The sequence below is a fragment of the Pseudomonas sp. HMWF021 genome, assembly GCF_003061005.1.
In the GTDB taxonomy this organism is placed as follows: domain Bacteria; phylum Pseudomonadota; class Gammaproteobacteria; order Pseudomonadales; family Pseudomonadaceae; genus Aquipseudomonas.
Map to the genome: position 1 here is coordinate 12,632 of NZ_QAIK01000150.1, position 12,711 is coordinate 25,342.

Consider the following 12,711-nt stretch of genomic DNA (forward strand, 5'->3'; position numbering starts at 1 on the left):
TTTCCTACGAAGTTTTCAGATATTGAAACTGCGCGGAATGACTGGGCGATAACCATTCGTCCGACACACTGCACCTTCGGCACAGGCCTTCTTCCAATGCTGTAACTCACCACGCAAAGGAAGAGCCACCATGCTGAACCATAAAATTGCGGTGTTTACCCTCGCGGCATTGCTGTCCGGCAGTTCGCTGTACGCGATTGCGGCCAGCGAGACGCCGACCCCAACGGCGAACGACGGCAACAGCCAGACTCGCGACCCGGCGTCCCCTGCCACCAATGCCGATCCGGATGCCAATTCGCTGCCTAAAGGTGGTGATGGTGGCAAGACCGACAATGGGCCGGTGCCTTCTGCCTCCAAGCCCAGCCCTGCGGGTCAACCGACCGGTAGCAGCAGTGGGGGTAACGGCGGTGGTTAACGGATGTTGCGCACTAAAAAGCCCGGTTTTTAGAGCCGGGCTTTTCTTTGCCTGTTGCAAACACGGATATCAAACGCTTACTTCACCTTCCAATGCCCGCCACCATTCTCACAGTCAATTCGCGCCTGGGCCAAATGCTCCACGTCGTAGTAATACGTGGTCACTTGGGCGTTATCGGGGATGTTCAGCGCCTTGGCATTTTTGTCATTGCTGGTGGAGTGCGGGTTGGCCAGGGATTCCTGGGTGATCGTGGCGATACACGTGGCCTGATAGTGATCGGCACAATGGTCGACCTTGGTTTTCGTACTGCTGAGCATGTCTTTGCTTTCGTTGCTGCACGACCAGTCGATGGAGCCGACGGGCATGCCTTCGTATTCGTAGCAGCTGTGGGTTTCCACCGCTGGCACCGAGGCGCTGGAGGATTGGGTCTGTACATCGCAGCCTTCGGCCATGACGCAGGTGGGGATGACGGCAAAGGTGGCGATCAGAAGCAGGAAGCGAATGTTCATCGGAGTTTCCTCTTCAGGGGCGCCGGGTCTGATCGAAGTTTTTGGCGCTTTAAAGTTTCGAGATGGCGCGGAGGAGGGAGGTTCCATCGGGTTTTTGATTTGCTCCCGTGGCGTACACTGCGAAACAATCGGAAACATTCAGCGCCCAAGGATTGGAACATTGCCCATGATCGAAATCGGCAGCCGCAATAACGCGCTCCCCTCGCAGCATCCTTTTCACGACATCTATCTGTTTCACATTGACCCTGCAAAGCCAGATTCGCCTTTCTGTTTCGAGCAGTCGATTTCCGGCGGGCACATGGAACATGGCGGTGCGCGGTGGTTGGCGCTCAATGAGCTGGACGCTTGGCCGGGCGAGTGGCGTGAACACCTGAGAAAGGCTGACTGCGCGTGGGTTGCCGAGTTGATCGATGCCCATCCGAAAGCCGATCAGGCCACCGTGGTCTCTCTGATTCTTCAACGTCATTCCGGGCCAGCCAAGCCAGTCGGACGATTGAAAGCGATCGGCAGTTGGCTCAAACGCAATATCCACGTCGGCGGCCGCTACGGCGTTTAACCCACGGAGACTTCCATGACCCAGACACTCGAACGCGCCATTGCCCTCGCTGCCACCGCGCATGCCGGGCAGGTGGACAAGGGCGGCGCGCCGTACATTCTGCATCCGCTGAAAGTCATGTTGCGCATGACCACGCCGGAGGAACGCATCGTCGCCGTGCTGCACGACGTGGTGGAGGATTGCGGCATCAGCCTCGATGATTTGCGCAAGGAAGGTTTTAGTGAAGAGGTGCTGGACGCTATCGAATCCGTGACCAAAGTGCCGGGCGAGTCCTACGAGGATTTTGTCGAGCGTGCGGAGCAGAACCCGATTGGCCGGGTGGTGAAACTGGCGGATCTGGAGGAGAACAGCGACCTGTCGCGGATTGCCTCGCCAAGTTGGGAGGATCTGGAGCGGATCGAGAAATACCGCCGCGCGATCGGGCGCTTGCGCACGTAAGAACGAATCCCCCCCTGTAGGAGCTGCCGAAGGCTGCGATCTTTTGACTTTGATTTTAGAGGCAAGATCAAAAGATCGCAGCCTGCGGCAGCTCCTACAGGGGGTGGGATACCTCAGGGAAATAGCCAGGAAGGCGAATATGAAATCGATTCTGTGTTTGTTGATCGCAGCAGCCGTTGGCGCTGCGTTGCAGGTCAGCGGTGTTCCTCATGGCCTGTTGCTGGGGGCGATCCTCGTTGCCGCGCTGGTCACCACTCGCACCGGTTTTGCCCCCGCAACCCCTTATGGTCTGGGCTACATCCAGGTCACGCTGGGCATCGCCACCGGGCTGATGTTCGAGGCGTGGGACAGTGCGACGGCTTCGGCGATGTTGCCAAGCCTTGGTGTCTTGCTGCTGTGTCTGACGGTGCAGATTGCTCTGGCCGGATGGTGGCTGACTCGCGGCGCGGGATGGAATCGCACCGATGCGCTGCTGGCTGTTTATCCCGGCGCATTGGCGGCGGTATTCGATCTGCTGGAATCGGAAAAAGCTTCGAGCAAAGTCATCATCGTCCACCTGATGCGCTTGCTGTTGATCACGGTGCTGGTGAGCTTTCTGATTCCCGGGCATGCCTCGGTGGCCGTGATGGAAAGCGCTCCATTGAGCACGGGCATGGCGTTGACGGTGCTGGCGCTGATCAGTTTGAGCATCATCATCGGGCGATTGCTGTTGGTGATCGGCGTGCCGGCGCCGTTCATGTTGACGGCGATCCTGCTGACGGCGGTGTTTGTGAAATCGGGATGGCTGCACGGCTTCCACATGCCGGACTGGAGCCTGAACCTGGCGGCGCTGATTCTGGGCGTGCGGATCGGCTCGCGCTTTCAGGGGTTGGGTGTTGCGGAATTGGGCCGGCATGGCCGCACGGCGCTGGTGTCGGTCGGATTGATGATCGTGGTGGCGGCGGTTTTCGCCGAAGTGGCGGCGCGCTGGTTGAACAGTGATCCGTTGTCGCTGTGGCTGGCGTACATGCCGGGCGCAATCGAGACGATTGCGATTGTCGCGTTTGCCGGCGAGCTGAATGTGGTGTTTATCCTCACGCATCATCTGGCGCGGATGGTGGTGCTGCATTTTGCGCCGGCGTTGCTGGTGCAGGTGCGGCGCGTGCGGGAGGAAAGCTGATCACGCCCTCGCCGGGCCGGTGCGCGACCGGCATATTAAAAGCAAAAGATCGCAGCCTTCGGCAGCTCCTACAGGGAAAGCGTAATTCCTGTGTAGGAGCTGCCGAAGGCTGCGATCTTTTCCGGGCATCAACGCAGATGCGCGGCGAAGCCTTCCTCACCAGGAGCGACATCATCCTTGAGCGTCAACGCCGGAATCTCATAATCCCCCGCATTCTGCTGCCGATACGCAATCGGCCGCGTGCTCCACAACTCATCCAGGCGACGCCCCAACTCATCACACGTCTGGGCAAATCGCGCCGCATCCATCCGGCTGGTGCGATACACCACAAACGGCGGCACCACCTCGAAGCCTGGGTAGTACAGAATCCCGTGCTGGATCGGAAACAGCAGATCATCCATCGATCCATTGATCCCGCGCGGGGCGTAGTGCGATTCCCAGCCACCGGTGGTGACCATCAGCATCGCGCGCTTGCCCTTCATCTTGCCTTCGCCGTAGCGCTCGCCCCAACGGCTGTCGGAGTGTTCGCCGACGCCGTAGCCAAATCCATAGGCGTAGACGCGATCGACCCAACCCTTGAGGATCGCCGGCATCGTGAACCACCAGAGTGGGAATTGCAGGATCAACGCGTCGGCCCACAACAGCTTCTCCTGTTCCCGCGTGATGTCAGCGGACTGCGTACCTTGCGCGTAGGCCCGTTTCGAATCGAGCGAGGCGTGGAATGGTTGACGCGGATCGCGCTCGGGGGCGTCTTCGGCGTCAAGGGTGGCTTTCCAGCTCATCGCGTAGAGATCGGAAACCTGCACGGTGTGCCCCGCGGCTTGCAGGCGCTGCACGGTGAAGTCCCGAATCGAGCCGTTGAGGGAAGTCGGTTCAGGGTGGGCGTAGACCAGTAATACGTTCATGTTGAAGCTCCGGTTGCTGAATGACAGCAGGATCGACGCTCCCCAGGTATATTGGAAATGAATGTCTGATATGTCTGGTATAGCCATGAATAATTTAAGACGACTGGATACCAACCTGTTGTTGACCCTCGATGTGTTGCTCGCCGAGCACAACGTGACCCGCGCGGCCGAGCGCCTCAACCTGTCGCAGCCGTCGGTGAGCGTGCACCTGGCCAAGCTGCGTGAGATCTTCGGCGATCCGCTGTTACTGCCCGGGCCACGGGGCATGCGGCCAACCGCGAGGGCCGATGAACTGCGCGAGCCGTTGCGTGAAGCGCTGGAAGCACTCGAGCGGGCAGTCGCGCCGGCCAGCGCCTTCGATCCGGCGCAGGCCCGCCACATCTGGAAAATCGCGGCGACCGATTACGGTGAATCGACGGTGGTGCTGCCGGCCCTCAGCGGTTTGCGCACTCAGGCACCGGGCACGCGGCTGGCGGTGCTCGACTTGATGCCGGCGCAGTTAGTGAAGCAGGCAGAGCAGGGCGTGTTTGACCTGGCGCTGCACATCACCGAAGAGGCGCCGCTGGACCTGCATCAGCGGGTGCTGTTCACCGAGCATTACGTGCTTGCAGGGCGTGTTGGGCATCCGGGGTTGAAGCGTAAACCGACTCGCGAACAGTTCTGCGCGCTGGAGCACGTGATGGTGTCGCGCGAGGGAGGGGGCTTTTTCGGGGTGACCGACAAGGCGCTGGCCGAGGTCAGTCTGGCGCGCAAAGTGGTGTTGTCGGTGCCGCACTTTCTGATGGTGATGTCGGTGCTGGCGAGCACCGATCTGGTGGCGATGCTGCCGTCACGGCTGGTGCGCGGCAATCCGGCGTTGCAGGTGGTCGACGCGCCGTTGCAGGTCCCGGGCTACGAAATGGCGATGTTCTGGGGCGAGCGCGCGCACCGGGATCCGGCACACAAATGGCTCCGCGAGCATCTGGCGGCGTCGGTGTGATGTATCAGGCGTGACCCAGAGCAATCGCAAAAGACACCACGATCATGCACGCAAACGCGAAATTGAGATTCATCAGCTGTTCATCCTGAGCCTTTTTAAAGTGAGGCCATTCTGAACAGGCGCATGGCAAACAAAAAATTCGGCTTGTTGATTCCAATGATCGAAACAATTGATACCGGCCGGTTTGTGTTTGTTCGGGGCTTTCGCTAGTCTCGGCAAACCTGCAACTACAAGCATAAACAGGCAAAACCATGCGCGATCATTCGGTCACCGAACTGCCGTCCCTGCGTCGGCAGAAAATCCTTCTGATTCTCGAACGCGACGGCAAGGTCATGGCCTCTGAGTTGAGCCAGCATTTTGCCGTGTCCGAGGACACCATCCGCCGTGATCTCGCCGAACTGGACAATGCCGGCCTGGTGCAGCGCGTGCATGGCGGGGCGCTGCCAAGGCCCAAGGACAGTGGCAAGGATTACTTCACCCGGCTGGAGGAAACCGATGAAGTGAAAGTACGTCTGGCGCAACTGGCGGCGCAGAAAGTTGAGGACGGGCAGATCGTGCTGTTCGATTCCGGCTCCACCACGCTGCAAGTGGCGCGCTCGTTGCGTGCGGATGTTCGCATCACGGCGGTGACGGCGGCGCCGATGACCGCCATTGCCTTGTCCGAATACAAGGGTGTGAAGGTGATTCTGGCCGGCGGACAACTGAACCCGCGCACGATGTCGGCTGGCGGGCATGAGGCAGTGCGACTGCTGGCGGGGATCAAGGCGGATCTGGCGTTTACCGGCGTCTGTGCGATACATCCGGAGGTGGGCATCACCTCGCTGCATTTCGATGAAGTTCCGGTGAAGCAGGCGCTGCTCGACAGCGCGACGCGGGTGATTGCGGTGACCACGGCGGACAAGCTGGGGGCGGTGGAGCCGTTTGTGGTGGCTTCGTGCACTCGCCTGCATACGCTGATTACCGAGCGTCATGTGGCGTCGGGGAGTGTCGAGGATTATCGGCGGTTGGGGATTGTGGTGGAGCAGTTGCCTGATTGAGATTTTGCGTTGCGGCTGATGGCCTCATCGCTGGCAAACCAGCTCCCACAGGTTTTAGATGTACCGCACGGACACTGTAGGAGCTGCCGAAGGCTGCGATCTTTTGATCTTGATCTTAAAAACAAAGTCAAAAGATCGCAGCCTGCGGCAGCTCCTACAGGGATCGGGGTGTCAGCGAAGGCGTTCGAGCATCTGGTAATACCACATTCCCGCCGCCAGCAACGGGTTGCCCAGCAGATCCCCCATCGGCACGCGAATGTGCTGGCACTGCGCAAACGTGTCGAACTGCTCCATCTGCCCGGTGATCGCCCGGCTCATGATTTCGCCCATGATGTGGGTGGTGGCGATGCCGTGTCCCGAGTAGCCCTGGCAATACCAGACGTTGTCCGAGAGCTTGCCCAGTTGCGGGATGCGGTTGATCACGATGCCCATCGCGCAGCTCCACTGGTAGTCGATCTGCACCCCTTTGAGCGCCGGGAAGGTCTGCTCGATGCATGGGCGCAGTTCGGCGGCGATGTCTCTTGAATCCTTGCCGCTGTAGTTGGCGCCGCCGCCGAACAGCAAACGACCGTCAGCGGTGAGGCGGTAGTAGTCGAGGACGAAACGGCAGTCGTACACCGCCAGATCTTCAGGGTTGATCTGCCGCGCCAGATCACCCAGCGGCGCGGTGGTGACGATGCCGCCCATGGCCGGGAAAATCTTGCCCTTGAGCTGACCCGGTTCGAGCTTGTGATAGACGTCGCCGGCGAGCATCACCTGATTGGCGTCGATCTGGCCGTGGGCGGTGCGCACGCCTGGGGTTTTGCCGTGAATGATTTCCAGCACCTCGCTGTTCTCGAAGATCAGCGCACCGAGACTCTCCGCCGCCCGCGCTTCGCCAATGCACAGGTTGAGCGGGTGCAAGTGCATGTTGCGGGTGTTCTTGATCGCGCCGTGGTAGAGGTCGCTTTGCAGCAGGTCGCGCACCTGACTGCGGTCGAGCAGGCTGACTTCATCGGCCAGGCCACGGCGCACGGCTTCGTCGTAATCATTGCGCAAACCGTCCATGTGGCTCGGCTTGTAGGCGGCGTGCAGATGGCCGTGCTTGAGGTCGCACTGGATGGCATATTTCTCGACCCGCTGCCGGATGATTTCATGCCCGCGCCAGCGCAGGTGCCAGATAAAATCGTCGACCTCATCGCCGAGTTTCGGGCGCATCTGTTTGCGCATTGCGCCGTCGCCGGAAAGGCTGCCGGTGACTTGACCGCCATTGCGCCCGGTGGCGCCCCAGCCGATCTTGTTGCTCTCGACGATGGCGACTTTCAGGCCTTTTTCGGCGAGTTCGACGGCGGTGGCAACGCCGGTGAAACCGCCGCCGATGATCACCACATCGACTTGATGTCGGCCTTGCAGGGTCGGGTAGTCGGTGTCCTGGTTGAGGGTGGCGGTGTAGTAGGAATTGCAGCGTTGGGTCATGTCGGTGTCCACACAAAATTCGGGAGTCAAATCGAGGACCCTGTGGGAGCTGGCTTGCCAGCGATAGCGGAGTATCAGTCACCAGAGATGCTGAATTTGCCGGCCCCATCGCTGGCAAGCCAGCTCCCACAGAATTTAGGGTGTATGTCAGGCTTCGGTCAGATACCAGCGCCAATCCTGCTCACCGACCTCGGCCATGAACTGCCGGTACTCGGCACGCTTCACTGCCAGATACACCTCGAGAAATGCCTGGCCCAAGGCATCCCGCGCCCACGCAGAGTTTTCCAGCGCCTGCAGTGAAGTCAGCCAGTCGGTCGGCAGCAATTCCTTGGCCTGCGCATAGCCATTGCCCTCGACCGGCGCACCCGGATCAAGGTTTTCGCGAATCCCGCGATGGATGCCGGCGAGGATCGCCGCTGCCGCCAGATATGGGTTGGCGTCGGCGCCGCAGATGCGGTGTTCGATGTGCCGGGTGTTGGCCGGGCCGCCCGGTACGCGCAGGCTGACGGTGCGGTTGTCGACGCCCCAGGTCGGCGCCAATGGCGCGTAGCTGTTGGCCTGAAAGCGGCGGTAAGAGTTGGCGTTGGGGCAGAACAGCAGCAGCGTATCGAGCAGCGAAGCGAGCATGCCGCCAATCGCGGTGCGCAGCAGCGGGGTGCCGGCCGGGTCCTCGGCGGCGAACAGATTGCGCCCCTCGCCATCGGCAAGACTGACGTGCATGTGCATGCCGGTGCCGGCCAGATCATCGAACGGTTTGGCCATGAATGTCGCCTGCATGCCGTGCTTGTGCGCCACGGCTTTGACCAGGCGTTTGTAACGCACCGCCTGATCCATCGCGACCAGTGCGTCGCCATGTTCAAGGGTGATTTCCACTTGGCCCGGCGCGTACTCGGAGATCGCCGTGCGCGCCGGAATGCCGTGCAGTTTGCAGGCGCTGTAGAGGTCGGCGAGGAACGGTTCGATCTGCTCCAGTTCGCGCAAACCGTAGACCTGCGTGTGTCGCGGTCGGCCACCGTCGGCATCCAGCGCCGGTTGCGGGCGACCGTTGTGATCACGTTTGGCGTCGAGCAGATAGAACTCCAGCTCGCACGCCATGACCGGGTGATAACCCTCGGCCTTGAGGCCGTCGATGACTTTGATCAGCAGATGACGCGGGTCGGCGATGCTCGCCGGCATTCCCTCGGTCGGGTGCATGCTGACCTGCACTGCAGCGGTCGGAATCTGCCGCCACGGCAGGCGCACCAGACTGCCTTCGAGCGGGTAGGCGCGGCAGTCGATATCGCCGACGTCCCACACCAGCCCGGAGTTTTCCACGTCTTCGCCCTGCACGGTCAGACCGAGGATGGTGCTGGGTAGCGGGCGACCGCTTTCGTAGACTGCCAGCAGTTCCTCGCGGTGCAACAGCTTGCCGCGCGGCACGCCGTTGGCGTCGAGGATGAACAGCTCGATCATGTCGATATCGGGGTTTTGTTCAAGGAACAGGCGTGCGTCTTCGATGGCTGCGAATTTCATGGTCAATCACTCACGATGGCGCCGTATGGGCGCGCAGAATCGGGCCGGGCGCACCTATGGCGTCTCGGCAGGAATCAAATGGAGATCAGTCAGACGTGACACAAACCTGTGGTGAGGGGATTTATCCCCGATGGACTGCGCAGCAGTCCTGCTTTTTTTGGGGCCGCTTCGCGTCCCATCGGGGATAAATCCCCTCACTACAGGTCATGCATCCAAAGTTTTTGTTGACTGAGAGAGTCAGCAGGCGATATCCGGCGGGCGTGCGGAGTGACGCAGCTTGGAACGGCGCAGGGCCATGGGGAGATTGACGATGCGATTCATGCGCGGCCCCTGTGACAGAGGGCGCACACAGCGGAGACGTTCAACCTTTCTGGTTGTTGTGGTGACGTACTCATAACGCGTGTTTCCGTTGGCGGAAAACGTCGGTGGCGGGATGGCCCCGCCGACCGGTGTGCCCGGATAGTAAGGGGCAATCCGCGGGCGTGTAAACCGCTGATTGCGCCCCTGCAGTTATGGTCGCCGTTCAGCGCATCAGATGAAAGCCCAGCCCGGCAAGGGCGCAAACGATCAACACTTCAATCACGCCGCGCTTGAAAATGAACAACGCCAGTGCGGCCAGCAACGCCAGTCCGATCGAAAACAGATCCGCGTGCCCGGCAAAACCGCTCGGCCAGAACACGTGATAAGCGAAAAAACACGCCAGGTTGAGAATCACCCCGACCACCGCAGCGGTGATCGCGGTCAACGGTGCAGTGAATTTCAATTCGTTGTGAGTCGATTCCACCAGCGGCCCGCCGGCGAGGATAAACAGGAACGAGGGCAGGAAGGTGAACCAGGTCACCAGCGTCGCCGCCAGTGCGCCGGCGGCGAACGCATGTTCCGCGCCGAAGGCCGGTTGCAGGTAACCGCCGATGAAACCGACAAACGCCACCACCATGATCAGCGGCCCGGGCGTGGTTTCGCCGAGGGCGAGGCCGTCGATCATTTGCGTGGGCGTCAGCCAGCCGTAATGACCGACTGCGCCCTGATAGACATACGGCAACACCGCGTAAGCACCGCCAAAAGTCAGCAGCGCGGCCTTGGTGAAGAACCAGCCCATTTGCGTGAAGGTGCCGTCCCAGCCGAACAGCATGGTCAGCAAGCCCATCGGCAGACACCACAGCACCACGCCGATCAACAGCAGGCGCCACAGCTTCGGCAGACTGAAGCGCGCATGTTCAGGTGTTGGCGTGTCGTCATCGATCAGCGCCGGGCCAAAGGATTTTGCGCTGCTGCGTTGGCCGCCGTTGTCGAAACGTTTTGGCGCCAGTCGCCCGCCGACATAACCGATCAGTGCCGCCCCGAGCACAATCAGCGGGAACGGCAGATTAAAGGCGAAGATCGCCACGAATGACGCCCCGGCGATGGCCCACAGCCAAGCGTTTTTCAGCGCTCGCGAGCCGATACGGTGCGCGGCGTGCAGCACGATCGCGGTCACCGCCGGTTTGATTCCGTAGAAGATCCCGGCCACCACCGGCACATCGCCAAACGCGATGTACACCCACGACAGCGCAATCAGGATGAACAGCGACGGCAGCACGAACAGCGCCCCGGCAATCACCCCGCCCCAGGTGCGATGCAACAGCCAGCCAATGTACGTTGCCAGTTGCTGGGCCTCGGGGCCGGGCAGCAACATGCAGTAGTTGAGCGCATGCAGAAAGCGTCGCTCGGAGATCCAGCGCCGGCGCTCGACCAGTTCCTGATGCATGATCGCGATCTGCCCGGCCGGGCCGCCGAAACCGATGCAGCCGAGCTTGAACCAGAAGCGCCACGCCTGGCGCAGGGTCACGGGAGCGGGGCGGGGCAGGTCTTCAGGTGAGGTGTTCAAACGCGGCTCCTGCGGTGGATGCTGTCGGAGCCGCTATCTAATCAGGCTTTTATGAAAAAGTGCTATCGGTCAGCTGAACCTGTGGCGAGGGAGCTTGCTCCCGCCGGGCTGCGAAGCAGTCCCGTTTTTTTGACGCCGCATGGCGCCCCAACGTGACGGTGCGACGATTCGCCAAGCTCCCTCGCAGGATCAGGCATGCGCCAGACTCCAGCGCAGCGCCGCATTCTGATCGCTCTCACGGCCCTCGACCCAGTGCGAACCCTGCGCCGTGCTCTCACGCTTCCAGAACGGCGCGCGGGTTTTGAGCACGTCCATGATGAACGCGCAGGCTTCAAACGCCATGTGCCGGTGCTTGCTGCTGACGCCGACAAACACGATCGGCTCGCTGACCGCCAGCGCACCGACCCGATGCACGATCTCGACCCCCAGCAGCGGCCAGCGCTGGCGCGCTTCTTCGGCGATCTGTTCGAGGGCCTTTTCGGTCATGCCCGGATAGTGCTCGAGAAACAGCTCGTTCACGCTCTGGCCAATGTTCAGATCACGCACATAACCGATGAAATTCACCACCGCGCCGACCCGTGGATTGCGCGCATGCAGGTCGGCGGTCAACTGGCCGACGTCGAAGCTTTTGTACTGCACTCGAACCGTCATGCTCAGCCTCCGGTGACCGGTGGAAAAAACGCAATCTCGTCGTAGTCCTCGATGGCCGCGCTCGGTTGGCACAGCTCCTGATTCAACGCACACATCAGGTTGCCGGAGCCGAGCACTTCGCGCCATTCCTCACCACGGGCCATGAGCATCTGCCGCACGTCCTCAATGCTGCGCAGGTTGTCGTTCAGAGGGATTTTTTCCCCGCCCAGATTGAGGCGATCACGGTAGCTGGCGAAGTAGTTGATCAGGATCATTGCGCGCCCTCCCATTGGAAGTGTCCGGAGCGGCCGCCCTGTTTGCTGAGCAGGCGGATGTCGCCGATGACCATCGCCCGGTCCACCGCTTTGCACATGTCATAGATCGTCAGCGCCGCGACACTGGCGGCGGTCATGGCTTCGAGTTCGACGCCGGTCTGTCCGGTCAAGCGACAGGTGCTGGTGATCTGCACGCGGTCCGGCTCGCAGGCCGTGAGTTCGACGTGAATCGAACTGAGCAGCAGCGCATGGCACAGCGGGATCAGCTCGTGAGTGCGCTTGGCTGCCTGAATCCCGGCGATGCGTGCCACGGCGAAAACATCGCCCTTGGGGTGACCGTTGGCCTGGATCATCTGCAGGGTTTGCGGTTGCATCTGCACCCAGGCTTGCGCCGTGGCTTCGCGGCGGGTCGCGGCTTTTTCGCTGACGTCGACCATGTTGGCGCGGCCCTGATCGTCGAGGTGGGTGAGGGTGTTGCTCATGGCGAAAGCTCCTGGATCGGGCTGTAGATTCGGGGGGCGTTGCGGTGCGGAACGTGGATCAGATTGAGTCGATGCTTGAGCGCCCAGCGCACGGTCAACGCCGTAGGGGCGGACAGGCTGACAAGGGTGCCAAGGCGGGCGCGCACGGCTTTGTGGATAAGCTCCAGGCTGCAACGGCTGGTCACCACCACGAAGCCCTGACGCGCATCGACCCCGGCGATTTGCATCGCACCGATCAGCTTGTCGAGGGCGTTGTGCCGGCCGATGTCTTCGCGGCACAGCAGCGCTTCGCCGCTGACATCGAAGTACAGCGCTGCGTGCAGGGCGCCGCTGCTGCGGGCCAGTTGCTGGGCCTGTTCGATGCGTTGGCGGATGCCGTCGAAATGCGCGGCGGGCGGCAGGGCGCAGGGTTGCAGGATGTGCAGTTGCGGCAGCGCCTGTTCCAGCGCTTCGACGCCACAGATGCCGCAACCGCTGGTGCCGGCCATCTGC

General features: G+C 61.4%; 15 protein-coding genes. 6 read left to right on the forward strand and 9 right to left on the reverse strand.

The window, feature by feature from the left end; all coding sequences use genetic code 11:
* The first annotated feature begins 130 nt into the window (after nt 1-130).
* The gene (locus DBR18_RS21475; RefSeq protein WP_108591822.1) at nt 131-415 is read left to right on the forward strand and encodes a hypothetical protein; all 285 of its coding nucleotides are present in this window, start codon (nt 131-133) and stop codon (nt 413-415) included.
* 77 nt (nt 416-492) lie between these two features.
* On the opposite strand, the gene DBR18_RS21480 is transcribed toward DBR18_RS21475, so the two are convergent.
* Nucleotides 493-924 carry a hypothetical protein gene (locus DBR18_RS21480; RefSeq protein ID WP_108591823.1) on the reverse strand — a complete coding sequence of 144 codons (432 nt, stop codon included), beginning with the start codon at nt 922-924 and terminating at the stop codon, nt 493-495.
* A 166-nt stretch (nt 925-1,090) separates the two neighbouring features.
* Here DBR18_RS21480 and DBR18_RS21485 point away from each other — a divergent pair, with 166 nt between their 5' ends.
* From DBR18_RS21485 to DBR18_RS21495, 3 genes are all read left to right on the forward strand, one after another.
* Nucleotides 1,091-1,480: a hypothetical protein gene (locus DBR18_RS21485; protein ID WP_108591824.1), complete on the forward strand. Its 390-nt coding sequence runs from the start codon at nt 1,091-1,093 to the stop codon at nt 1,478-1,480.
* Nucleotides 1,481-1,495: 15 nt separating this feature from the next.
* Entirely contained in the window at nt 1,496-1,918 is a 423-nt protein-coding gene (locus DBR18_RS21490) for an HD domain-containing protein (RefSeq protein ID WP_108591825.1), read from the forward strand.
* A gap of 139 nt (nt 1,919-2,057) precedes the next feature.
* The gene (locus tag DBR18_RS21495; RefSeq protein ID WP_108591826.1) at nt 2,058-3,077 is read left to right on the forward strand and encodes an AbrB family transcriptional regulator; all 1,020 of its coding nucleotides are present in this window, start codon (nt 2,058-2,060) and stop codon (nt 3,075-3,077) included.
* 128 nt (nt 3,078-3,205) lie between these two features.
* Here DBR18_RS21495 and DBR18_RS21500 read toward each other — a convergent pair whose 3' ends face one another.
* Complete coding sequence (locus tag DBR18_RS21500; RefSeq protein WP_108591827.1) at nt 3,206-3,982, reverse strand: NAD(P)H-dependent oxidoreductase; 777 nt, start codon at nt 3,980-3,982, stop codon at nt 3,206-3,208.
* Nucleotides 3,983-4,067: 85 nt separating this feature from the next.
* On the opposite strand from DBR18_RS21500, the gene DBR18_RS21505 reads away from it, so the two are divergent.
* Both DBR18_RS21505 and DBR18_RS21510 read left to right on the forward strand, forming a co-directional pair.
* The gene (locus DBR18_RS21505) at nt 4,068-4,961 is read left to right on the forward strand and encodes a LysR family transcriptional regulator (RefSeq protein ID WP_218277867.1); all 894 of its coding nucleotides are present in this window, start codon (nt 4,068-4,070) and stop codon (nt 4,959-4,961) included.
* 251 nt (nt 4,962-5,212) lie between these two features.
* A complete protein-coding gene (locus DBR18_RS21510) occupies nt 5,213-5,998 on the forward strand; it encodes a DeoR/GlpR family DNA-binding transcription regulator (RefSeq protein ID WP_108591829.1) in 786 nt (261 codons plus the stop codon).
* A 171-nt stretch (nt 5,999-6,169) separates the two neighbouring features.
* Here the strand turns inward: DBR18_RS21510 and DBR18_RS21515 are convergent, their stop codons facing one another.
* From DBR18_RS21515 to DBR18_RS21545, 7 genes are all read right to left on the reverse strand, one after another.
* Nucleotides 6,170-7,453 (reverse strand): FAD-binding oxidoreductase, encoded by a 1,284-nt coding sequence (locus DBR18_RS21515; protein ID WP_108591830.1) that lies wholly within the window; start codon nt 7,451-7,453, stop codon nt 6,170-6,172.
* Nucleotides 7,454-7,600: 147 nt separating this feature from the next.
* Nucleotides 7,601-8,965 carry a glutamine synthetase family protein gene (locus DBR18_RS21520; protein ID WP_108591831.1) on the reverse strand — a complete coding sequence of 455 codons (1,365 nt, stop codon included), beginning with the start codon at nt 8,963-8,965 and terminating at the stop codon, nt 7,601-7,603.
* A 523-nt stretch (nt 8,966-9,488) separates the two neighbouring features.
* Nucleotides 9,489-10,832, reverse strand: coding sequence for a chromate efflux transporter (gene chrA, locus DBR18_RS21525; RefSeq protein WP_108591832.1), 1,344 nt, complete (start codon nt 10,830-10,832; stop codon nt 9,489-9,491).
* A 189-nt stretch (nt 10,833-11,021) separates the two neighbouring features.
* Nucleotides 11,022-11,483 (reverse strand): molybdopterin synthase catalytic subunit MoaE, encoded by a 462-nt coding sequence (moaE, locus tag DBR18_RS21530; protein ID WP_108591833.1) that lies wholly within the window; start codon nt 11,481-11,483, stop codon nt 11,022-11,024.
* Between the two features lie 2 nt (nt 11,484-11,485).
* On the reverse strand, nt 11,486-11,737 hold the full coding sequence (locus DBR18_RS21535; protein WP_108591834.1) for a MoaD/ThiS family protein: 252 nt from the start codon (nt 11,735-11,737) through the stop codon (nt 11,486-11,488).
* Nucleotides 11,734-12,219 (reverse strand): cyclic pyranopterin monophosphate synthase MoaC, encoded by a 486-nt coding sequence (gene moaC, locus DBR18_RS21540; RefSeq protein ID WP_108591835.1) that lies wholly within the window; start codon nt 12,217-12,219, stop codon nt 11,734-11,736. Before moaC ends, DBR18_RS21535 begins: the two co-directional genes overlap by 4 nt.
* The coding region (locus tag DBR18_RS21545) for a formate dehydrogenase accessory sulfurtransferase FdhD (protein WP_177482417.1) at nt 12,216-12,711 on the reverse strand (496 nt) is incomplete at its 5' end. The genes DBR18_RS21545 and moaC, both read right to left, overlap by 4 nt.